At 39.4% G+C, this 22,060-nt stretch carries 22 protein-coding genes; 1 reads left to right on the top strand and 21 read right to left on the bottom strand.

Annotation, left to right across the window (positions count from 1 at the left end):
• Positions 1-40: 40 nt before the first annotated feature.
• The 21 genes from D3873_RS04450 to D3873_RS04350 all read right to left on the bottom strand — a co-directional run bounded on the left by D3873_RS04450 (position 41) and on the right by D3873_RS04350 (position 20,516).
• Positions 41-397: a small basic family protein gene (locus D3873_RS04450; protein WP_119882905.1), complete on the bottom strand. Its 357-nt coding sequence runs from the start codon at positions 395-397 to the stop codon at positions 41-43.
• Between the two features lie 2 nt (positions 398-399).
• Positions 400-1,119 (bottom strand): DUF881 domain-containing protein, encoded by a 720-nt coding sequence (locus D3873_RS04445; RefSeq protein ID WP_119882904.1) that lies wholly within the window; start codon positions 1,117-1,119, stop codon positions 400-402.
• A gap of 18 nt (positions 1,120-1,137) precedes the next feature.
• Positions 1,138-1,839 (bottom strand): DUF881 domain-containing protein, encoded by a 702-nt coding sequence (locus tag D3873_RS04440; protein WP_119884472.1) that lies wholly within the window; start codon positions 1,837-1,839, stop codon positions 1,138-1,140.
• Positions 1,811-2,614, bottom strand: coding sequence for a cell division protein FtsQ/DivIB (locus D3873_RS04435; RefSeq protein WP_119882903.1), 804 nt, complete (start codon positions 2,612-2,614; stop codon positions 1,811-1,813). The genes D3873_RS04440 and D3873_RS04435 overlap by 29 nt, the downstream gene beginning before the upstream one ends.
• A gap of 2 nt (positions 2,615-2,616) precedes the next feature.
• A complete protein-coding gene (locus D3873_RS04430; RefSeq protein WP_238473843.1) occupies positions 2,617-3,675 on the bottom strand; it encodes an FtsW/RodA/SpoVE family cell cycle protein in 1,059 nt (352 codons plus the stop codon).
• A 33-nt stretch (positions 3,676-3,708) separates the two neighbouring features.
• The gene (gene murD / locus D3873_RS04425; RefSeq protein WP_119882901.1) at positions 3,709-5,085 is read right to left on the bottom strand and encodes a UDP-N-acetylmuramoyl-L-alanine--D-glutamate ligase; all 1,377 of its coding nucleotides are present in this window, start codon (positions 5,083-5,085) and stop codon (positions 3,709-3,711) included.
• The gene (mraY, locus tag D3873_RS04420) at positions 5,085-6,056 is read right to left on the bottom strand and encodes a phospho-N-acetylmuramoyl-pentapeptide-transferase (RefSeq protein WP_119882900.1); all 972 of its coding nucleotides are present in this window, start codon (positions 6,054-6,056) and stop codon (positions 5,085-5,087) included. The genes murD and mraY overlap by 1 nt, the downstream gene beginning before the upstream one ends.
• Positions 6,057-6,097: 41 nt before the next feature.
• Positions 6,098-8,002: a penicillin-binding transpeptidase domain-containing protein gene (locus D3873_RS04415; RefSeq protein WP_119882899.1), complete on the bottom strand. Its 1,905-nt coding sequence runs from the start codon at positions 8,000-8,002 to the stop codon at positions 6,098-6,100.
• A 66-nt stretch (positions 8,003-8,068) separates the two neighbouring features.
• Positions 8,069-10,243 carry a penicillin-binding protein gene (locus D3873_RS04410; RefSeq protein WP_119882898.1) on the bottom strand — a complete coding sequence of 725 codons (2,175 nt, stop codon included), beginning with the start codon at positions 10,241-10,243 and terminating at the stop codon, positions 8,069-8,071.
• A gap of 35 nt (positions 10,244-10,278) precedes the next feature.
• The gene (gene ftsL, locus D3873_RS04405; RefSeq protein WP_119882897.1) at positions 10,279-10,644 is read right to left on the bottom strand and encodes a cell division protein FtsL; all 366 of its coding nucleotides are present in this window, start codon (positions 10,642-10,644) and stop codon (positions 10,279-10,281) included.
• Between the two features lie 12 nt (positions 10,645-10,656).
• Positions 10,657-11,595, bottom strand: a complete 939-nt coding sequence (gene rsmH / locus D3873_RS04400; RefSeq protein ID WP_119882896.1) for a 16S rRNA (cytosine(1402)-N(4))-methyltransferase RsmH — start codon at positions 11,593-11,595, stop codon at positions 10,657-10,659.
• A gap of 16 nt (positions 11,596-11,611) precedes the next feature.
• On the bottom strand, positions 11,612-12,043 hold the full coding sequence (gene mraZ / locus D3873_RS04395) for a division/cell wall cluster transcriptional repressor MraZ (protein WP_119882895.1): 432 nt from the start codon (positions 12,041-12,043) through the stop codon (positions 11,612-11,614).
• 596 nt (positions 12,044-12,639) lie between these two features.
• Positions 12,640-14,244, bottom strand: coding sequence for a bacillithiol biosynthesis cysteine-adding enzyme BshC (gene bshC, locus D3873_RS04390; RefSeq protein ID WP_119882894.1), 1,605 nt, complete (start codon positions 14,242-14,244; stop codon positions 12,640-12,642).
• A 77-nt stretch (positions 14,245-14,321) separates the two neighbouring features.
• Entirely contained in the window at positions 14,322-14,708 is a 387-nt protein-coding gene (locus D3873_RS04385) for a DUF3397 domain-containing protein (RefSeq protein ID WP_119882893.1), read from the bottom strand.
• A complete protein-coding gene (locus D3873_RS04380) occupies positions 14,701-15,603 on the bottom strand; it encodes a ketopantoate reductase family protein (protein WP_119882892.1) in 903 nt (300 codons plus the stop codon). Before D3873_RS04380 ends, D3873_RS04385 begins: the two co-directional genes overlap by 8 nt.
• A gap of 70 nt (positions 15,604-15,673) precedes the next feature.
• Positions 15,674-17,215, bottom strand: a complete 1,542-nt coding sequence (locus D3873_RS04375) for an acyl-CoA carboxylase subunit beta (RefSeq protein WP_119882891.1) — start codon at positions 17,213-17,215, stop codon at positions 15,674-15,676.
• 34 nt (positions 17,216-17,249) lie between these two features.
• The gene (locus D3873_RS04370; protein ID WP_119882890.1) at positions 17,250-17,462 is read right to left on the bottom strand and encodes a biotin/lipoyl-binding carrier protein; all 213 of its coding nucleotides are present in this window, start codon (positions 17,460-17,462) and stop codon (positions 17,250-17,252) included.
• A 25-nt stretch (positions 17,463-17,487) separates the two neighbouring features.
• Complete coding sequence (locus tag D3873_RS04365; RefSeq protein ID WP_119882889.1) at positions 17,488-18,828, bottom strand: acetyl-CoA carboxylase biotin carboxylase subunit; 1,341 nt, start codon at positions 18,826-18,828, stop codon at positions 17,488-17,490.
• A gap of 106 nt (positions 18,829-18,934) precedes the next feature.
• Positions 18,935-19,699 (bottom strand): enoyl-CoA hydratase/isomerase family protein, encoded by a 765-nt coding sequence (locus tag D3873_RS04360; protein WP_119882888.1) that lies wholly within the window; start codon positions 19,697-19,699, stop codon positions 18,935-18,937.
• An 88-nt stretch (positions 19,700-19,787) separates the two neighbouring features.
• On the bottom strand, positions 19,788-19,961 hold the full coding sequence (gene rpmF, locus D3873_RS04355; protein ID WP_094941571.1) for a 50S ribosomal protein L32: 174 nt from the start codon (positions 19,959-19,961) through the stop codon (positions 19,788-19,790).
• 24 nt (positions 19,962-19,985) lie between these two features.
• The gene (locus D3873_RS04350) at positions 19,986-20,516 is read right to left on the bottom strand and encodes a YceD family protein (protein ID WP_119882887.1); all 531 of its coding nucleotides are present in this window, start codon (positions 20,514-20,516) and stop codon (positions 19,986-19,988) included.
• Between the two features lie 126 nt (positions 20,517-20,642).
• Between D3873_RS04350 and D3873_RS04345 the strand changes: the two genes are divergently transcribed.
• On the top strand, positions 20,643-21,854 hold the full coding sequence (locus tag D3873_RS04345) for a nucleotidyltransferase (RefSeq protein ID WP_119882886.1): 1,212 nt from the start codon (positions 20,643-20,645) through the stop codon (positions 21,852-21,854).
• Positions 21,855-22,060 lie beyond the last annotated feature (206 nt).

Raw genomic sequence — 22,060 nt, 5'->3', positions numbered from 1 at the left:
TAGTGAAAAATTGCAATTTTTCCTTCTATTAGACTGTTTTTTAGTCAATAGTCCCTTTTCTGTCTTGCCATTTGGTTAATAAAATACGGCGTATCACGGCAATGTTTTGGAATAAACGAACGCCAAATGCAAAAATAGCTGCTAAGTATAAATCAACACCTAAATGTACACCTAAAAACGCAAGTCCCGCCGCAAGTGCAATATTAAAGAAAAATCCTGATACAAATACACGGTCATCGTAGACTTGTTGTAATTGGGCACGAATTCCCCCAAATAACGTATCAAGAGAAGCTAAGACGGCGATAGACAAGTAATTTTCATACTCAGAAGGTATTTGTAAATCTGTTAACAATCCGAGAAATATCCCAAATAATAACCCTAGTAGTGGCAACCACATACTTAGTCCTCCTCTGTTAATTCTTTTAAATAGTGTGTATTAATTCTCTGAGTGTAAGGGGCAATCGTCAGAACTTGCTTCGGATCCCCAATCGTTAGCGTTAAATTATCCACAAAGAAATCATCTGCTATTAAGGACGATTCCAAGTGACTATGTAGACGCTCCGCTTCTTCAAATGATGCAGTAACTACTTTAATGGTGAAAGGAGGAAGTTGAATCGGCAATGCATTTACCGTCGTTTTTCCGTTAATATCTCGAATTGCAGAAGAGTAAATCACACGTTTTCCGTCTATCTCTACATGATTTCCAGAAAATCGATTAATCTCATTTAATAATTGGGTCAGCAAGTCAGGAGAAATAGCGGTCACTTCTTCTCCAAGTATTTCGCCTTCTAAAGATGGTTCTATTGTTAACTCAATTCCTGGCCCTGTTAATTCGGTCAATCCTAACCGTTTTTTCAGAGAGTGGATCGTTTCATTTAACGCAACGGATGGGCTTTCATCTTGCGCGTTTTGATAACTAAGCAATGTTTGATCTTGCGCTCGAATGCGCGTCAACAATTGCGAATGTAATTCCCTTTCTGTTGACAATTCTTGTCTAATCGTCCAAATATCGCGTGTATCTCGATTATCTGGCTTTTTCACAGAGTTATATTGAATGGCAATCATAAAACCAACGATTAGCAAGATAATCGTGAATTTCCCATATACACGTGTTTTCATCGTGCTAACGCTCCTTCTTTATAAAGAAGACATCTTAATCTCTTCTTTTTCTTCTACTGTGACAACAATATTGTCATTTACTAGTTGATCTAAAATACCTCCGCTCAGTTTTAATGCTGGAAGTAAAACATTCGGATCACCTATTGCTTTAATTTCAAATGGAGCTGGAAATTGTTGTCCATCCACCGTGATGACGGGTCCAGTACATTTAATATACGAACTTGCCGCAATCCTTTTCCCGTTAATGGAAATTGCTTCAGCACCAGAAATTTTCAATTCATTGACGACCATAAAAATGTGACTTTCGTGCACAATGTAGTCGTTAGGGTTTTGTGTCTCAGGAGAATACTCTTCATCCTCTAGTAAAACGGATACTCCTTCTCCTTCTACTGGAATAGTCCCTAAAAGGAGTCGAAGATCTTCCGCTTCTTTTACTAAAGCATCATATGATTCTTCTGAACCGGATAACTGTTGTTCAATTTCGCGTACTTGTGTTTGCTTTTTTTCCAGTTCATCCGTCAATTCTTTATTTCGTTCTTTTTGTTCAATTAAGAGTTCTCGGTATCGCTCTTGTTGCTCGTAATATGTAGAACTCACGGTATTCGAAGATGTATTTTTATCATTCGAAATACTATAGGAATACGACAGGATAAATCCAAATACGACACATACTAATGCCCACAGAACATACCTATTCGCTGGTCGCTTGATCACTTTCATCAACTTTCGGATCTCCTTCCTCTTGTTGTTGATACATTTCTTCGTACGTTTGGAAATAAGAGCCGACTTCCAAATCAATGACCCCTTTCACATCGGGTGTGATTTGAGCAAGAATGGAAGGATAATAGTTGAACTTATCTGCAAAACTAGGGATTACAGCCCTTACTTCATTTCCATCATTTAAAAACACCTTAATTTTATAAGGATCTGCTTTTGAAGGAATGCAATAGATTTCGGACAATAAACTATAAACTTCCGTGTGCAAATCACTTAGTTCATGTACCATTTTTTTTCGTGTTTTCTTATTTTCAAAGCCTATTAAAATCGGACCTTCTAAGGTTGGTTCATTCCAAGGCTTGTCCATTTGCTCGCCATTTTCAAAAATCGCATAATACGTGTCGTTTTCAAAAACAAATCCTTTTGTTTTCCATTCCGTAATGGAAATGGTGACTTCCGTCAAACCTGTTCGTTTTACGTCAGCTTTTTGCACGATCGTTTCGTTAGCAATTAATTGTTCAATCTTCGATGCACGAAAGTCCCACATGGATTGTCCTTTTTTCAAGGTTGATAGTTGCTCATAGAACGCTTCTGATTCAATCGCTTCTCCTTGGACGACGAACGATTGAATTTTACTGTAAGAGGATTGAAAGTAGAGGATGCTAACAATAATCATCAAAAAAAGGAACAGTAAAATGGTGAATTTTCGATTCGTTCTTTTTTTTCTACGTTCTCTCAAGGTGGGAATTCGATCTTCAATATCGATAATTTTCTCCATTTTTACGCTCCTTTCGTTGTATGATTCATTGTCTGCAGAATAAATCCGATTGTGACCCACGTCGCAATCATCGAGCTACCACCGTAACTGATAAATGGCAGAGTAACGCCCGTCACTGGAACTAATCCAACCACAACAGCTAGATTTAAAAAAATTTGAATACCCATCATTGCTGTCAGCGAAATAATGAAATAACTATTCGCAACAGATTGTTGTTCATTGGCAATTACAAAGCATTGCACTAGGAAAGCAAAAAATAAGCCGATTAAAACGACACTACCTATCAATCCCATTTCTTCTGAAAAAATGGCAAAGATAAAATCATTTTGTGGCTCAGGTAAATACAAGTACTTTTGTCGACTATCTCCATAGCCGTAACCAAAAAGTCCAGAGGGACCAAAAGCTAGTAATGACTGAATCGATTGGAATCCAGTGCCTAATGGATCTTGCCACGGATCTAAATAAGCAGTAAGGCGTTTTAACCGATAAGGTGCTGCTAGTATTAATCCTACTATCCCAACAAGACAAAGGCTACCCGTTAATAGAAAAAATTTCCAAGGTAACCCCACGATAAATAGTAAAAATACTATACCGCAAACAATGATCATGGCAGATCCAAAATCTGGTTGCAGTATAATTAGCGCGAGAGGTAGAAGTGCTATTACTCCTAGCAGCCAAATATGATGTTTTTCCAACTTTTTCGTTTGAGCAAGTACGGAAGACATGAAACCAAGAAGTGCTATTTTAACAAATTCTGACGGTTGTATCGTAAATCCAGCTAAACTAATCCAACTACTAGACCCATTTCTAGTTGTGCCGATTCCTGGAATGAAAACCCCTAGTAGACCAACTAATGAAAAAAGATACAGCCAAAACCAAAATGTAAGAGAAAAAGGGGTTTTGATAGAAGAAATTGCATAGCAACTTGTGACTCCAATTCCAACATATATCATCTGTTTCCACACAAATGGCATAGAACCTTCATAATGAATAGAGCCCCAGTAGAGCCCAGCAGAATACACAAACGCAAGACCAACCGCTGTTAAAAGTCCTGCTACTATCCATAATCGTATCTTCAGTGATCGTTCCAGTAGTTACATCCCTTCGATAGCTTCCTCATCCGAAAGTTTCATTACCGCATCAATAAAGTCATCTCCACGCAATTCAAAGTTCGGATACTGATCCCAGCTAGCACAAGCTGGTGATAGTAAAATAACATCTTCTTCTGTTGACATTGCAGCCGCTTCTTTGACGGCTTCTTGCACATTTTCCACCATTTTAACTGTGGGAATTTGATGCAACTTCCCAAAATCAGCTAATCTTTCTTTTGTTTCACCAAAACATAAAAGTGCTTTTACATGTTGGAGAGAATCGGTAAGTTCATCAAACGAATGCTGCCGATCCAAACCACCCGCAATTAAAATCGTGGGACGATGGAATGCGCGAAGTGCACTTCGAGTCGCCAATGTATTTGTTGCTTTTGAATCATTATAAATTCGACGTTTTCGCCATTCCCGAACAAATTGAGTTCGATGTTTCACTCCTGTAAATGAACCAAGTACATGTTTAATCTTCTCTTCTTCGCATTCTAGCAACATAGCTGCTGCGATAGCAGATAGGACGTTTTCCATATTATGATCACCAGGAAGAGCGATTTTTGAGCGTTCCATAAAGAACTCATTTTTCCAATACACATTTTCTTCATCTGCCCAAATGCCATTTGGCTGCTCATTCTTTAAAGAAAAAGGAACTGGTATCGCCTTCGACTGATTTATTTTTGTCACGATTGTTTCTTGGTCCGCATTATAAATAACATAATCCGTCTCTATTTGGTTTCTAGTGACAGCAAATTTCGCTTCCACATATTCTTCCATTGATTGATGATAATCGAGATGTGCTTCATAAATATTCGTCCAAATAGCAATTTTTGGCGCAAACGTTTCAATTCCCATTAACTGAAAAGAAGAAAGCTCCGTCACGATGACATTCTCTTTAGACGCATCTTTTGCGACAGAAGATGCAACAGTCCCAATATTCCCCGCAATTAAAGGATGCTTATTTGCTTGATTTAAGATATGGAATAACAAAGTCGTGGTCGTTGTTTTACCATTCGAACCTGTAATACCAATAAAATTAGCTTCACTAATACGGAAAGCAAGTTCAATTTCTGTCCAAATCGGGATTTCTCGAGAAATTGCCTGTTGTATAATCGTGTTTTGATAGGGAATACCAGGGTTTTTCACCACTAATTGAAAGCCATTATCGAGTAAATCTGCTGGGTGATGACCGCAAATCACTGTAATTCCTTTTTCCAATAATTTACGAGCTTCAATATTCTCTTCAAAAGGCTTTGCATCATTCACAGTTACATAAGCTCCAAGTTCATGAAGAATTTCGGCGGCTGCCACTCCACTTTTAGCAAGACCCAATACTAATACTTTTTTTCCTTCTAACTCTGCTACGTGTTTCATCAAATCACCTCCGGCAAAATCGCGATAATCGCAGCTACTAATGCCGTCAGCCAAAAGACCACAACAATTTTCCACTCTGACCAACCAGAATATTCGAAATGATGATGAATAGGACTGATTTTAAAGATTCGTTTACCTGTTGTTTTGAAACTAATTACCTGCAAAATAACAGAAAGTGTTTCTACGACAAATACTATTCCGATGAGTAATAATAATAGTTCTTGTTTTACTAAAATAGATAGCATCGCAAGTGCTCCACCTATTGCAAGAGATCCTGTATCCCCCATGAACACTTTTGCAGGATTAATGTTAAATAGTAAGAAACCCAATAGTGCGCCCGTGACGGAAAATGCAAAAATCGCTAAATCTTCTTGACTGTTGACAAGTGCTAGTACACCAAAAGCAGAGAATGCAATAGATGCCGTACCAGAAAGCAATCCATCAACACCATCTGTTAAATTTGTTGCGTTGGAAAAACCAACTAACCAAAAGACAAGAAAGACAACATACAACAGTCCAAGTGGCAATTCCCATTCAGTAAACGGGATGACAAGGGTAGTGTCGATAGGTCCTTTTTGAATCAAGAAATAAGCAATAATGGAGATGAAAATTTGTCCTACCAATTTTTGTTTGGATGTTAACCCGAGATTCCTCTTTAAAACGACTTTAATAAAGTCGTCTAAAAATCCGATTAATCCAAATCCGACGAAAACAATCAGTAAGACTATGATTGGAGTGGTTAATAAGTTCAGGTAACTAGAAAGGACAATCGTCGATAAAACAATGGCAATGATAAATCCAATCGCACCCATCGTAGGTGTTCCAGCTTTTTTATAATGAGATTTTAGACCTTCTTCTCGTATACTTTGACCAAAGTTCATGCGTTTTAATAAAGGGATTAAAATCGGTGTAAGCGCAACCGTTAGTAAGAATGCTACTCCAATGATTGTAATCGTTGTTAAAAGTGACATAGTGAAACTCCTTTTATGTATAGACTAGTAAATTACTGTGGTTATTGTAAGTATAAGTGAATCGTACCTCCGAGGGGAAGTTTTACTCCTGCTTTTGGTAATTGAGAAATAATGGTGGATCCAGTACCATGCCATTCAATTTTAAATGGTTCCTGTAATTCTAAGACCGATTCTTTCAATTGACCTTCTAATGAAGGCACTTCTTTCACCAATTCGTCGCCCCATCTGTATTCTTTCTCCAATTGTCCTTTCTGAGGATCAATTGGAAGAATCGGCGCGATGTCTTCCATGATTCTTCCAACAATTGGTGCAGCTACAACGCCTCCAAACTGCATGCCAACCTTTGGATGGTCAATGGCAACGTACACCACCACTTGCGGTTTTGTAATTGGTGCAAAGCCCATGAACGATACGATAAATGCATCCTCTGCATATTTTCCGTTAATGACTTTTTGAGCCGTTCCAGTTTTACCACCAATACGTAAATTCTCACGAAAGGCATTTCTACCTGAGCCAACGGCCACCACGCTTTCTAACGCTTCTCTTACCTCCTTTGACGTTTCCTCCGAGATGACTTGGCGAATAAAAGGTGATTTTTTTTGTAACAAGTTATCGCCACTATTGTTGTCGAGAACTTGTTTTACGATCGAAGGACGATACAGTTTACCCCCATTAATCGCCGCTGAAACAGCTTGCACTTGTTGAAGTGCTGTGACAGAGATTCCTTGGCCAAAAGAAGTAGTAGCATGCTCCACTGGACCATACCGGTCTCCTGAAAAAAGTATTCCTTTCGATTCACCAGCAATTCCAGCATTTGTTTTTTCTCCAAACCCGAAAGCGCGAATGTATTGTTGTAATTTAGTTGGTCCCACTCGACGACCTAATTCGATAAAGCCAGGGTTACAAGAATTCTCGACTACTTCCAAGAATGTCTGATCTTTATGGCCTTCTCTTTTCCAACACTTTAATCGAGCGCCTTCAACTATTGCGTAACCAGGGTCATAGAAATGTTCTTTTTGCAAATTTACCTTTTTTTCTTCTAACGCTGCGGCAAGCGTAATGATTTTAAAGGTAGAGCCCGGTTCAAATGTCATCGTCGCAGGCAAATTTTGATTATAAATGGAGGGAGAGACACTTTGATAGGAAAGTGGATCAAAACTTGGAAAAGATGATAAGGCTAATATCTCTCCGTTGTTTGGATCCGCAACGAGTGCTAATGCTTGCTCGGCATCATAATATTCCATCGCCTGAGACAGTTCTCGTTCTACTACCTTTTGTATCGCTAAATCGATGGTAAGCTGTAAGTTAGCGCCTTCTGTTCCTGTTTTCCAACGATCATTTTCGTGTGGCAGTGACTGACCTTTTGCATCCGTCACTAAACGAAGACTACTTGAAGTGGAAGAGAGATAGTCATTGTATTGATATTCTAATCCCGCTAAACCTTCTCCATCATACCCTGTAAATCCGAGTAGACGTGCTAGCATTTGTTCGTATGGATAATAACGAATCATATCCACACCTGCGTAAACACCGGGCAATTGAAGTTGATGCACTTCTTTTACTTGTTGAAGTGTTAAATGCTTTCCCTCTGGTGCGATCGTGATAAGAAATGTTCTTTTCGATAATTGATCGTGTAATTTCTTTTTGTCTACTTGTAAAATAGGCGACAGCTTCTCCGCTACATTTTCAATATCACTGTTTTGAGCAGGCATAAAATAAAGAGAAGGGGCTAATGTATTTCCGACGATTAGTCTCCCATTCCGATCAACAATTTTGCCTCTCGCTTCTTTAAACGGTAGTGTTCTGTCCCAGTTTTCTAACGCTTTTTCTTTTAATTCCTGATGTTTCGTTATCTGGACATAGCCTTGACGGATCGTTACAGACATAAATAACAAAAGAAAAAGTACGACAATAAATCGTAATCGTTTTCTCGCAATAATAGGCATACGGGACCTCAAATTCTCACACCTTGTTTTTAACAATTTATGAGTTGGTCTGTATGCCTATTCCACTTAATCACTTGTTTCTGTATCTACGACTTGTTCTTCCGATGATTCTTTTTCTGTAATTGGTTGTTCGGAAAGTCGCTCTTCTGGACTTCTCAATGTCACTACAAGAGGTGTCTCTGTCTTCATAATGGTACCTTTTGATACACTTTGGGATGTCGCAAATCCACTTCCATTAAATTCAATAGAAAGTTTCGATAAACTAGCATACGCCATCAATTCTTTTTTAGACCAACCTGTAAAGTCAGGAATCGTCACATCTCCATCTGTTTGAAGTAGCACAAGATTTCCATTTAATAGAGAAGAGCCTGATTCTGGATATTGAGCTGAAATGGATTTACCATTCCCAATCACTACAACTTGCATTTTGTTCGCTAATAAAGAACTTTGAACAGCCCCTACTTCTTTCCCTTTGTAATTTTCCATTTCAATAGAAGGCGTTGCGACTACCTTTTCAGGCTTGATATTCAAGTATTTCAAACTATTATCTACAACGGATTTAAATACTTTGGAAACTGGTGCTGAACCAAGTTCTGTTGCAGGAAGCTTTGGTTTTTGAACAGCTACATACACAATTAATTGAGGATCCTCTGCTGGAGCCATCCCTAAAAAGGAATAAAGATAATTTTCAGGACCATATTCATATCTCCCATACTCATTTGGAATCTGTGCGGTTCCGGTCTTTCCGGCAACAGTATAGTCTGAAAGTGCATAAGACTTAGCTGTTCCATGTTCCGCCGTTACAGTTGATGCTAACAACTCGCGCATCTTTTTTGCAGTCTCGGCTGAAATGGGTGATCCTACTTCTTTGGGCTTGGAATCTTTGACGATTTCTTTTGTGTTCGGATTGACTATTTGTTCGATGACATACGGACGTTTCATCGTACCATCTGTTGCAATTGCGGTTTCCGCTTGAATTAACTGCATCACCGTCACAGTAGACCCTTGTCCAAAAGTAGATACGAGACGATCAAACGGGTATTTGCTAATAATTTTCCCTGTCGCCTCACCCGGTAAGTCGATTCCTGTTTTGTGTCCAAAACCAAATTTCTCTAAGTACTCCAAAAATGTTTTGTCACCAAGTCGTTCTAACAAATAGGCCATCGCAACATTTGAAGATCGTTGAAACCCTTCTAAAAACGTGATATTCCCCCAACCTACTTGGTTATGATCACGTACTGTATTGACTAAGAGTTTGTAAGAACCTGATTTATACCAATCGTTCGGTGCCCATTTGCCTTCTTCCATTGCGGATGCAACTGTAAACGTCTTCATCGTGGATCCGGGTTCAATCGTTTGTTCCACATTCTCATTTAACCAGTTGTCGCTTAGCCCTTCCCGAGTTTCTGGATCGAATGTTGGTCGCTGAGACATGGCAAGAATTTTACCAGTCTTCGGATCAGCAATGACTGCCATCATTTTTTCTGGTGTATATTCTTTTTCCACGCGAGTCATCGCATCATCTAAAAAGCTTTGAATTGTTTTATCAATCGTTAGCTCGATATTAAACCCATCCTGCGCTGGCTCTATTTGCTCTTTTGAATTTGGTAATAAATATCCCCAAATATCGCTACTATATCGAATTTTTCCGTTAATACCTGTTAACTGTTTGTCATACGTATATTCAAGCCCCATTTTTCCGATTGTTTTGACAGAACCATCTTCCATCTCTTGCTTTTGAGCAAACCCAATTAAGTGAGAAGCAAAGGCTCCGTTCGGATAAAAACGCTTCAAATCTCGTTCAAAAACAATACCAGGAAGATTTTCTGCTTTGATCTTTGACATTAATTCATGATTAATATCTCTACCTGCTTTTCCAAATTCCACTTGATATGCTTTTTCTTTTGATAAAATAGAGAGAATTTTTTCCTGCGGTAAATCAAGATAATTCGCCAACACTTCTGCAGTCTTCTCACTATCATTCACATGACGAGGATGCTCCGGATTAGTTGTTGCTTTCGGGCTTAGAACAGCAATGAGCTTGTAACTTAAGGTGTCCTTTGCAATGACTTCCCCATTTCGATCTAAAATCATTCCTCGACTTGCAGTTAACACTTGTTCGCGTTCATACTTGGACTCTGCCGTTGCAGCAAGTGCCTGTCCGTCCGCTTCTCCTGTGGCTTGGATAAAAATCATCCGTGACAATAATAGAAAAAAGAGCCCTCCATAAAAAACAAACATCAGAAAGGCTCCCCATTGAAATCGAAATTTCTTTTTCATTGTCCAGGTACTACTTTCACATTTTTCTCATTTAACGTAAGACCTAGTGCTTGTGCCTTCTCCCAAATACGTTCGTAGGTGGAAAGCTCACTCACTTGAATGGACAAATCTGTATTTTGTTTTTGTGTTTCGGCTACGCTTTGTTCAATAGCTTGTATTTCTTGAGTGGCAGAATGTATCTGCGCTTGCATGGATAATGAAATAACGGCCATAATCGCAGCAATTGTGATAAAAGCTGTAAAAAGAATAGCTTCTCCTTTTGTGTATGTTTTACGGCGAACTTTTCTAGAAGGCTGGACAGTTGGAGTTGGCTGAACAGCAGGCTGTTTTATGTAAGGTGATGTTCTTGCGTGTAATGCCATCATGTCACTTCCTTAATCTAGTATTCTTTCGATAATTCGAAGTTTTGCAGAACGTGCTCGATTGTTTTCTTCCAACTCTTCTTCCGATGGAACAATTGGTTTTCGTGTAACTAACTTCATTTTCGGTTGCATTTCTTTTGGAATGATAGGTAAATTAGGTGGTAACTCTGGTAGAGATGACGCTTCTTTAAATAACGTCTTCGTTAACCGATCCTCCAATGAGTGGAATGTGATGACACTCAGTCTGCCACCAATAGACAATAGCTCCAAGGCTTGCTCTAACGAAGCTTCTGCTGCGCCTAATTCATCATTTACTGCAATTCGAATGGCTTGAAAAATTCGTTTTGCAGGGTGGCCACCTTTTCTTCTAGCAGGTGCCGGTATTCCTTCTTTTATCAAATCGACTAATTGGAAGGTTGTTTCAATGGGTGCATTTTCACGTGCTGCCTCTATTTTACGAGCAATTTGCTTTGAAAATTTTTCTTCCCCGTAACGGAAGAAGATACGAACTAAATCCTCGTACGTCCATTCATTCACCACATGATAAGCAGTTAAATCACTCGTAGTATCCATCCTCATATCAAGAGGTGCATCGTGATGATAGCTAAAACCACGTTCTGGCGTATCTAATTGCGGCGAAGATACGCCTAAGTCATAAAGAATGCCGTCTACTTTATGTACTGATAATTTTTCTAATTCTTCTTTCAAATAACGGAAATTCGCATGAATAAAATGAACCTTATGTAAATGATTGTGTAATCGTTCTTTCGCATGTTCAATGGCAGTTGTATCTTGATCAAAACAATACAATCTCCCTTTATCTGATAACTGCGACACTAAATATTCACTATGACCAGCACCGCCTAATGTGCAGTCAACATAAATTCCGTCTGGACGAATGTTTAGTCCATCCACTGTTTCTTTTAATAATACAGTTGTATGGTTGAACATCCGATTCGCCTCACTCTCAAATATCAAAACCAATCATATTTTCTGCTAAATCATTAAAGGACTCTTCTGACTCCTCAAAATAAGAAGTCCAAGCTTCTTTCGCCCAAATTTCAAAGCGATTCGAAACTCCAAGAATGACACACTCTTTTTCTACATGTGCATGGGAGAGTAATCCAGCAGGAATATTAATTCGGCCTTGTTTATCAATTTCAACTTCTACAGCTCCGGAAAAGAAGAAACGAGTAAATGCTCGAGCATCTTTTTTCGTCACTGGTAACGATTTAAGCTTTTCTTCTAGTTTGCGCCATTCTTCCATGGGATATCCAAACAAACAGTTATCTAGACCTCGTGTTATGACAAACGACTCCGATAAATGATCACGAAATTTAGACGGTATAATCAGTCGACCTTTCGCATCAACACTGTGTTGATATTCACCCATGAACATGGAACTCACCCCACTTTATAAAATCAATGTACCACATCCCCCCACTTTCTACCACATTTTTTGAAAAATTTATTTAATTTAATCTAATTGTCATCAAAATGAGTTTTGGTAAGCCACTATCTCTTTTAACCTTACTATTTACATACGGAGTGGAAACGATTGTTTTTCTAATTCATTTCACAAATCCTTCTTGTGTAAAAGTGTGCTTTTCGGAAAAATGAAAAATCCAATCTGAGGTGGTTGGGGGTCTTCTTCATTTATGTGCAACGGATTGTGGTGTAGGTGATGGATAGGAATTCTATTATGGTAGTTACTGGCGCGAGAAATAAGAGAAAGTGAAGTCCTAAAGTTAGGGAGATTTGGTGTAGCGATTGGGAGATTAACGGTGATTTGCGTAGATTAACGTGTACGATTAGGAGAATAACTTTTTGAATTCGGTGATTAACGTAGCTTTTCGTGTTTAATCGAATGTACGAAATGGAAATAAGAGGACTGAATGAAATTATTGATTCGTTTTGTTATATGTCTTTGGAAAAAACAAAAAATGCTAGACCATTTCTATGGTCTAACATCTTTCTTTTGTCTCAGCGATTTAATTATAAGTAAACAACCGCATGGTTCGAAGATTGCGATTCGGATAATGTCAGCAACTCCTGCACAAAATCGTACCCAGCTTCATTCATCATGAAGTAAGGATGGAAAACTCGTTCTTGCAGTCCTCCATTTGGATAGAGGAGATTTTCCAAATATCGAAGTTTTCGCAAGACTGGTTCGTTGCGTTTCCAAATATCGTCTTCCATTTTTTGTTTTAAATAAGTGAATTGACGATTGTGGTACGAAAGATTTCGTTGAAGAAGAGATGGTTCGATCCATGTTTCTTTTTCCCCCATCACTTCGTATTGTTGCTTGACATACTCGGATAACTCATCAATTGCTTGGAATGTCTCAGTAGGTAACTGTGATTTCACCATTTCTTCTTTCATTTCTGAAATCTTACCGCCCCAAATATCTTCCACACGTAAGTTAAATTCACGTAAGTATTTCGATGCTCTTGGTGTTACATATGTGATACCTTGTCGAAGATGAATAATCGGCATTTTTAGACCAATTTCATGAAACGCGTCTTTTAATAATCCCCAATACGCGACTTCTGCAGCTCCTCCGACAAAAGCAATTGTCGGGAAAAGCATTTCTTGCATGAGTGGTCGTGTTACCACGTTATTGCTTAAACGCTCCGGCTGATCGGAAGCTACTGTCAGTAATTCTTCTTTTGTGAATGAAAGACCAAGTTGTTCATTCACAAAACAGTCCTGATCCATACGCAGTAAATATCGCTCTCCATCTTTCACATAAAACAAATTCGCATTGTCTTTTTCCAACTGAATTGGAGTACCATATCCTCTTTCATTAAAAGAAGCTTCTAACTGCATCGTCTTTTGCGTTATGGAAGGTGCTGATTCAATTAACTTCGCCATAAATGGAGCTTCGATTTTCCGAAGTTCTGGGTCAGCAGAATCCACAAACAATAATCCTTCTTCTGTAAATAAATCATGCATTAGCGCAAAGAAAAATTCACTAAAGGATGAAACTTCAGAGGAAATGTGTGTTACTTTTTGCCATAATTCCGATGTGTACACACTTTCCGGCATCGATTGAAATGTAAGACGAAGAAATGCTTCTAGCTTCTCAGATGTCATCTCTGCTTCAGACGCCATTTTTTTCATCAATTTTTGATCTACATATACTTGTCTTTTTAAGTGACCATTTTGCAGACCATACGATACTCTTATTTCATCAAAATCATGATCTTCCCCAGCAATCCAAAAAACAGGCACAATTCGTCGATTCAACTCATTTTCGTAACTTTTAGATAAAGCAATCACATGAATCGCTTTATGCAGCGAATAGAGAGGACCAGTTAGTATACCAGCTTGTTGACCGCCAATAACAACCAAGGCATCCTTTCGGAGTGCTTCAATATTTTCGCGTGTTTTTTTAGAAAGTTCTTTTTTAGCCATATAGTTCTCTATGTATGTTGCTAGTTCCTCACGAGGATACGTTTGTTGCTCAACAAAATGGACTCGATCCATAACGGATGTAGATGGAAAGTAGTCAAAATAAGCTTCTAAATTGTTCGGATTTTCTTGATAATCACGGACAAAAGATGAGATATTCGGAAGATCTATTGCTTCGAGTTTCATAAAAAATGCTCCTTTTTCCGTCAAAAAATACAATCCGAGTATAGCATTTCTTCCACGCCTTCAAAAATATTTTGATTTCAAGATTGATAATAAAGAATCGTCCGTATGATTCCAACCACCCACATCATGATCAGCGAAACACTAAAAACTAAAAATAACACACGAGCAATCCGTCGAAACAACGATTGAATATCGATTTCTTTTTTCGTTTTCCATTCGATCGTCGTTAGAACGATGGCAGTTATGCAGATAAATACAATGACCCATGCGAGGATCGAATGATGGAAAAGAGATTGATACGTAACTGGAACTGCAATCATCAACAAGATAGTTGTACTATCTGAAGCAATTCCGAATGCACGTATCGATGACTTCTTCGCCTTTTTCGCTAGGAAATACACAATCACGAATAATAGGAATGGGAACGCAACAAATATGGAGAGCGCTGATAAAATACTAGTCATTTGTTGTCACTCCTTTTTCCATCTGCTCCGCCTCTAGCAATAATACGAGCGTTTGAAGTGTGGGAAGTGACTTTCCTTTTTCTTTCGCTAATCGTACTAACTCTCCAGCTATTGCATCCACTTCTGTAGGACGATTTGCCATCACATCTTGCAGCATGGAGGATGTGTTTCGAGAAGTTTTTTCACATAATGCTTCTACTTCCGTAAAAGTAAGAAGTCTTTTAATTTCTGGAAAAACTGCTTCTAATTCTTCGTACAATTGTTTCATCAATCGATTTGCACTCGCATTTTCCAGTAAAGCCCCATTTGGCATTTTTAATAGAGCTGTGACTAAATTGATACACGCGTTTAATGTCACCTTCCGCAACAGCATTTCCCAAGGGTTCTTCTCTTCTTGAAAGGAAATCCCAAGTTGTTTTACCGAGTCAGGTATACCCTTCTTCGTAAAGGAAGCTATTCGTATACTTCCTTCTCCTTTATGCTCCACTGTATGTAAACTTTTCCGGATTGCCCCGTGTTCAATTGTCATCGCAATCAGAAAATGGTCTGGAAATTGTTGCGCAAAAGTAAAGTGACTCAAACCATTTTGCGTAAAAATAATTGGGAGTTTTTTCGATGCCTTTGCAACATAAGAGCTTAGTTGCGATAAGTCATATGATTTTACTGTGATAAATACTCCATCATAGACATTCCAATCCGCATTTTCTAGTGGAATCGCTCCCACGTCGTAGCTCTTTTTCTCTCCTTCTATGGAGACAACATGTAATCCCTCTTTCCTTAATACCTTTGCCTGTTGAGCCGTTCTCGTCATAATCTCTACATTGGTTCCATTTTCCTTCAAGATGTAGGCTAACAGCAGCCCAATAGAGCCTCCCCCGATGATTCCAAAGCGCACTGTTTCTCTCCCCTTACCTTTTGTTACTTAAAAAGACCCACCACGACGGGTAGGCCTTGTGATTCATTCATTATACTGGATACACAGGATGTTTTCGAGGAGCTTCCGCAATTTCTTTTGTAGAATAAAATGCGAAGCGTTCTGAAAGCACATCACGCAAATCCTTTGGTGCGACAATTTCATCGATAACCATTTCAGATGCAAGTTTATAAATATCTATTTCTTCTTTATATTCTTGATGTTTCTCCTGAACAAACGCTAAGCGTTCTTTTGGATCTTCGATTGCTTCAATTTTATTCGAATAAACAGCGTTTACAGCTGCTTCAGGACCCATGACGGCAATTTGAGCAGTTGGTAGCGCGATACACACATCCGGTTCAAACGCCGGGCCAGCCATTGCATATAGCCCTGCACCGTATGCTTTACGCACGATAACGGAAATTTTCGGTACTGTCGCAGAACTCATTGCCATAATCAATTTTGCTCCGTGACGAATAATACCAGCACGCTCTACTTTTGTCCCAATCATAAATCCTGGAACATCCGCTAAGAAAAGTAACGGGATTCCAAACGCATCACATAAATTGATGAATTTTGTTGCTTTATCCGCAGAATCCACGAACAAAACTCCACCTTTTGCCTTTGGCTGATTCGCAATAATTCCTACTGCTTGACCATCAATTCGAGCAAGACCAGTAATGATTTCAGGTGCGAATAACTTTTTAATATCGAAGAAAGAATCTTCATCAATTAATTGGTCGATCGCTTCATACATATCAAAAGGTGCATTTTGATTTTCAGGAATTATTTCTTCTAATGTACGTCCCGCTTTAGCCGCTTTTGTATCTCGTTTTTTTGGTTTTTCCAAGAAATTTGACGGGAAGAAAGCTAGGTAATCTTTTGCAAGAGAGATCGCTTCTTCTTCCGATGCAGCCAATACATCTCCTACTCCACTTACCGTACAATGCATGCGTGCCCCACCCATTTCTTCAAGGGTCACTTTCTCGCCAATTACTTTTTCAGCCATACGCGGCGATCCTAAATACATGGAGGCATTTCCATCTACCATGATGACGATGTCACAAAAAGCCGGAATGTACGCACCACCGGCAGCCGATGGTCCGAATAATAAACAAATTTGTGGAACAAATCCTGACATACGTACTTGATTGTGGAAAATTTTACCTGCTCCGCGACGGTTTGGAAACATCTCTAGTTGATCCGTAATACGCGCTCCAGCTGAATCGACTAAATAGAGAATAGGCATTCTATTCTTTTCAGCGATTTCTTGAATCCGAATAATTTTCTCCACCGTACGAGATCCCCAAGAACCTGCTTTTACAGTAGAATCGTTCGCCATGACACAAACGGACTGGCCACCAATTTTACCCATCGCAGTAACAACACCATCTGCTGGTAAATCATTTGCCTCACAGTTTGCAAAACGTCCATCTTCTAAATATTTTCCATCGTCAAAAAGTAGCTGTAAACGGTCCCGAACAAATAATTTGTTTTGTTCTTTTAATTTGTCATGGTATTTACTCGCACCACCAGAAAAAATGGTCGTTAGCTTTTCTTCTAAACGTTGATTGTATCCTTTTGTTTCCGTCAACGAAAGTTCCCCCTTTGAACGTGATTCTAGCTGCTTATTCGAACGAAACGAGTAAATCGCCTTCGTTTACGAAATCTCCCACTTGTGCATGAATTGTCATGATTTTACCTGCTTGTTCTGCATCTACTGGTATTTCCATTTTCATAGACTCCAAAACGATAATTGTTTGACCTACTGTTACTTCTTCGCCTTCTGCCGCTACTACTTGGAAAACAGTACCTGCCATTGTTGAATGTAGTTGTTTCATGTGAATTTCCTCCTAAGTGTGTTTATTATTTTTGTGCTAGCCAATCGGGAATTACTTTTGTTGTATAGTCGCCTGATTGGAATCGTTCATTTTCAAAAAAATGTTGGAAAAACGGTACATTTGTTTTTAGTCCTTGAATATCCGTTTGGTCGAAAAATCCCTTCGCTTTCGCTAGCACATCTTCACGAGAATCGCTCTCTACAATGACTTTTGCAATCATCGGATCGTAATAAGGTGTCACTGTATTTCCTTCTTCAAACCCGCTATCAATTCGAACATTTTCCGTTCCCCATTTTAATGTGGAAATCGTTCCTGGAGACGGGAAAAATGTTTTTGGATCCTCCGCGTAAATACGGAATTCCATTGCATGCCCAGAACGCGGTATGTCCGCTTGGTTTTTAATCGGCAATTCTTCTCCACTTGCAATTTTTAATTGCCACTCCACCAGATCTTGACCGGTAATACTCTCCGTCACAGGATGCTCCACTTGAAGACGCGTGTTCATTTCTAAGAAATAAAATGCATGATTCGCATCCACGATAAATTCAACTGTTCCAGCGTTTTTGTAATTCACCGCTTTTGCAGCTTCTACAGCGGCGTGCCAAAGCTTTTCGGCCGCTTCTTTCGGAAAATTAGGTGAAGGAGATTCTTCAATCACTTTTTGATTTCGACGCTGTACTGAGCAATTTCGTTCATACAAATGGACGACGTTACCATGTGTATCGCCGAAAACCTGCACTTCTATATGTCGTCCATTTTCAATGAACTTCTCTAGAAATACTTTATCGTCTCCAAAATAACTTTGGGCGCGCTTTTTAATCGATTCGAAATGTTGACTGAGCGCTTGCTCATTTTCACATTTCACCATACCGATACCGCCACCACCACTACTAGCTTTTAGCATTAATGGGTACCCAATTTTTTCGGCTTCAACAATTGCTTCTTCTAAAGAAGCTACCCCTTCTTCCGTTCCTGGAACGACAGGTACTCCTGCTGCAATCATTGTTTTACGAGAGCCAATCTTATCTCCCATTAAATCCATTGTTTCTGGAGCAGGTCCAATAAACGAGATACCAGCTTCTTTTACCCGTTTCGCAAACGTTGCATTTTCAGAAAGCAACCCATATCCAGGATGTATTCCATCCACCTTGGTTTCTTGTGCAACTCGTAAAATTTCATCCACATTTAAGTATGATGCATTTACAGCTGCTGGACCAATAAGGAAAGCTTCATCTGCTTCTTTCACAAAAGGTAGCTCTGCATCTGCTTCTGAGTAGACCGCTACTGTTTGAACTCCTAAACGTTTACATGTCTGAATAATTCTTCGCGCGATTTCGCCACGATTTGCAATCAATATCTTTTTCATATGTACCCCCTAAGATGTACGAGACAAATCTTCCATCTTTTCTAGTCTATACGATACATGAAAACGATTTCAAGCGTTTACTGCGGAAATAGTCAAACTACTCTTCCTACTTAGACTTTTTTGATAAAAATTTCGCAACTGCTTCATGGTGTGCAGGCTGTTCCCATAGCCGCGCACAATCATTGACTTCCCTTTCAATTTGTCCTTTTAACGTCTGGATATTTAGTTGATCCAACCTTCTCGACTTGTATGCTCGCATAACGGACGGGTGGGAACTAACATATTGACGAACGATTCGTTCCAACGCCTCTTCTTTTTCTCCCGTATAGAGGTCATTTGCCCATCCAATTGCATGAAGCGTTTTGGCATCATACGGCTTGGCTTCCAAAAGCACCTTAAATGCTTTTTGTGGATCAGCAAGCTTGTCAAAAAGATAGGTAGCTCCGCCCCAGCCTGTCGTGATCGCAAGTGAACCTTGAATAAAACCAGCTTTTGCAGTTTCGTGCATCACTCGAAAATCGCACATCGTAGCGATTTCACATCCACCGCCAACAGCATGTCCGTTGACTAAAGCGATGGTTGGTACAGGTACAATGGCAAGTTGTACTAATATTTCTGACATAGGTTGAAGCATGCTACGTGCTTCGGCTTCCGTTTCTAATGCATGAAATACTTGTAGATCTCCCCCAGAACAGAAAGCTTGATTTCCCGAGCCAGTTATAATGCCAGCGGAAATTCTTGTATCTTCGTGTAATCGCAGCGCAAATTCGCGAAGACCTTCCATTACGTCGAAATCAATTGCGTTCCGTCGTTCCTCTCTTTGGATGGTAAATAGTAAACAATTATGTATGGTTGAAATCGAATAACTCATTCCTAATACCCCCTAAAAATAAATAGAGAAAAAGGCCACTAGAGAGCCATGGTCTCTCTAGCAGCCTTTTTATAGAACAAATACTGAATTATTTGCTCACTACTTCTTTCCCTTTGTAATGACCGCATGATTTACAAACGCGGTGAGCCAATTTTGCTTCACCACAGTTTGGGCATGCTACCATACCAGGTACAGATAATTTGAAATGCGTACGACGCTTTCTTTTCGCAGTTTTAGAAGTTCTTCTAAACGGTACAGCCATTGGTGGCACCTCCTTACAGATCGTCTATTCGTCTGTTTGATCAAAATACTTTGCCAATTCAGCAAGTCTTGGATCCAATTTTTTTGTATCATCTTCGTCTTCTTTGGCAAGATCTTCATCCACCATATACGACCAATCTTTCCCTCCCGCAATTGCGTTTTCAGAAGTTCCTTCTTTAAACACTTGCATTGGGACTTCCAGCAAGATCGATTCTTCAATGATTGGGTCAATGTCGATGACTTCACCCTCTACTTGATGAATTTCACTTGTTTCATCCACAGGTTGATCGGACCAACTGAATATCTCATTTAATGTAATATCAAACGGGTATTCGACATCCTCCCATGTTCTAGCACACGGCAGAATCATCTTTCCAGTTAATCGAAAATGACAAGTTAATTGAGCTGCACGAACCGTGCAATGCCCTTTTACATGTACGGGTGAAATCTCTCGGATATCCGGATTTCGCTTCATCACATTGTCCATTTGAACAACCTCATCAACTGGCATCGCAGATTGACGATATTTAGCTAATTGATGAATACTCCATTTCATACGATGATCACCTCAAGACAACAAAGTTGATTATATAATGCAGAAAAATAGATGTCAAGATAATTTCTTGTCACTCTTTTCAAATCCCCGTATACTTAAGCAAAAAGATGTAGGGGGAACGAAAAATTGCGTGCAGCTGGAATTGTTGTGGAACACAATCCATTTCACAATGGACATTTACATCATATCAAAGAAACGCGCGAAATAACAGGATGCGACGTTGTAATTGCTGTAATGAGCGGGAATTTTTTGCAACGTGGAGAACCTGCCTTAGTAAATAAGTGGTCTCGAACAGAAATGGCCCTAAATGGTGGAGCTGATATTGTCATCGAATTGCCATATGTTTTTGCTACAGCCCAAGCAAGTGAATTCGCGCGTGGAGCAATTACATTACTCGATTCCTTGAAATGTGAAAGCTTCTGCTTTGGAAGTGAAGAAGGAAACACCGCTACCTTTCTAGAAACATTGCACATTCTCGACCTACATAAAGGCGAGTACAATGCCGAAATCCACCGACACATGCAAGACGGAGTAAGTTACCCGAATGCATTAAACAAAGCTTTTCATTTCATTCAACAAAAAACAGAAAAGAAATTAGTTGATTTATCAAAACCGAACAATATTTTAGGATATCACTATATGGAAGCTGCTGTAGCACGTAACAGTTCGATGAAACCACTCACCATTCAACGTATCATTGCAGGATATCACGATGATATAGAAGAAGGCGTGAATATCGCTAGTGCGACAGGTATCCGAAAAGCGCTGTTTGATCCAGATTCAACGGCAGATATTCATGATTATGTCCCTGATTCCACAGCTAAGCTTCTTCAAGGTTGGGAACAAGAATGGGGACTATTTGCAAACTGGGAATTATTCTGGCCTTACTTACGCTACTCTATACTTCGATTATCTAAAGATGAACTAAAAACGTTTGCCGAAGTTACGGAAGGCATGGAGCATGCAATCGCACGAGCGGCAAAAGAAACCACAGCGTTTCATGACTTCATGGAACGCATCAAATCGAAACGATTTACATGGACGCGTATTCAGCGTATGCTGACACACATTTTAACTGGTTTTACTTGGGATGACTTACACCAACTAACTACTCCATCGTACATTCGGTTACTAGGAATGAATTCAACTGGGCAAGACTATCTTAATGCCATAAAAAGTGATGTACCGTTGCCGGTTATCAGCAAAGTTGGAAAAACGACCGATCCAATGCTCCTCTTAGACTGTCAAACAACTGACATCTATATGAGTTTATTAACGAACGGAAGTCACCCCCAAGCGTTGCAACTAGATTGGAAAACACCACCAATTATTTTATAGCGTGGGACTAACTACGGGCTTTTCTCTTAGTCATCATATTCTTACTCGCAATATGACTGAGTAGAGACATTCGCGCCAATTGATATGCTTTCTGCGCTGATAAAAGTGCCTCCCGCGCTGAAAGAACGTCTTTACCACTACTTCTTTGAGATGTTAATATAAAATTTAGCACGATATCAACCGATATGTATGAAATAGGATTAAAT

The sequence above is a fragment of the Paenisporosarcina cavernae genome (assembly GCF_003595195.1).
GTDB lineage: Bacteria > Bacillota > Bacilli > Bacillales_A > Planococcaceae > Paenisporosarcina > Paenisporosarcina cavernae.
Note: the sequence above shows the minus strand (reverse complement) of the source record. Positions and strands in the feature narration are given on the sequence as shown.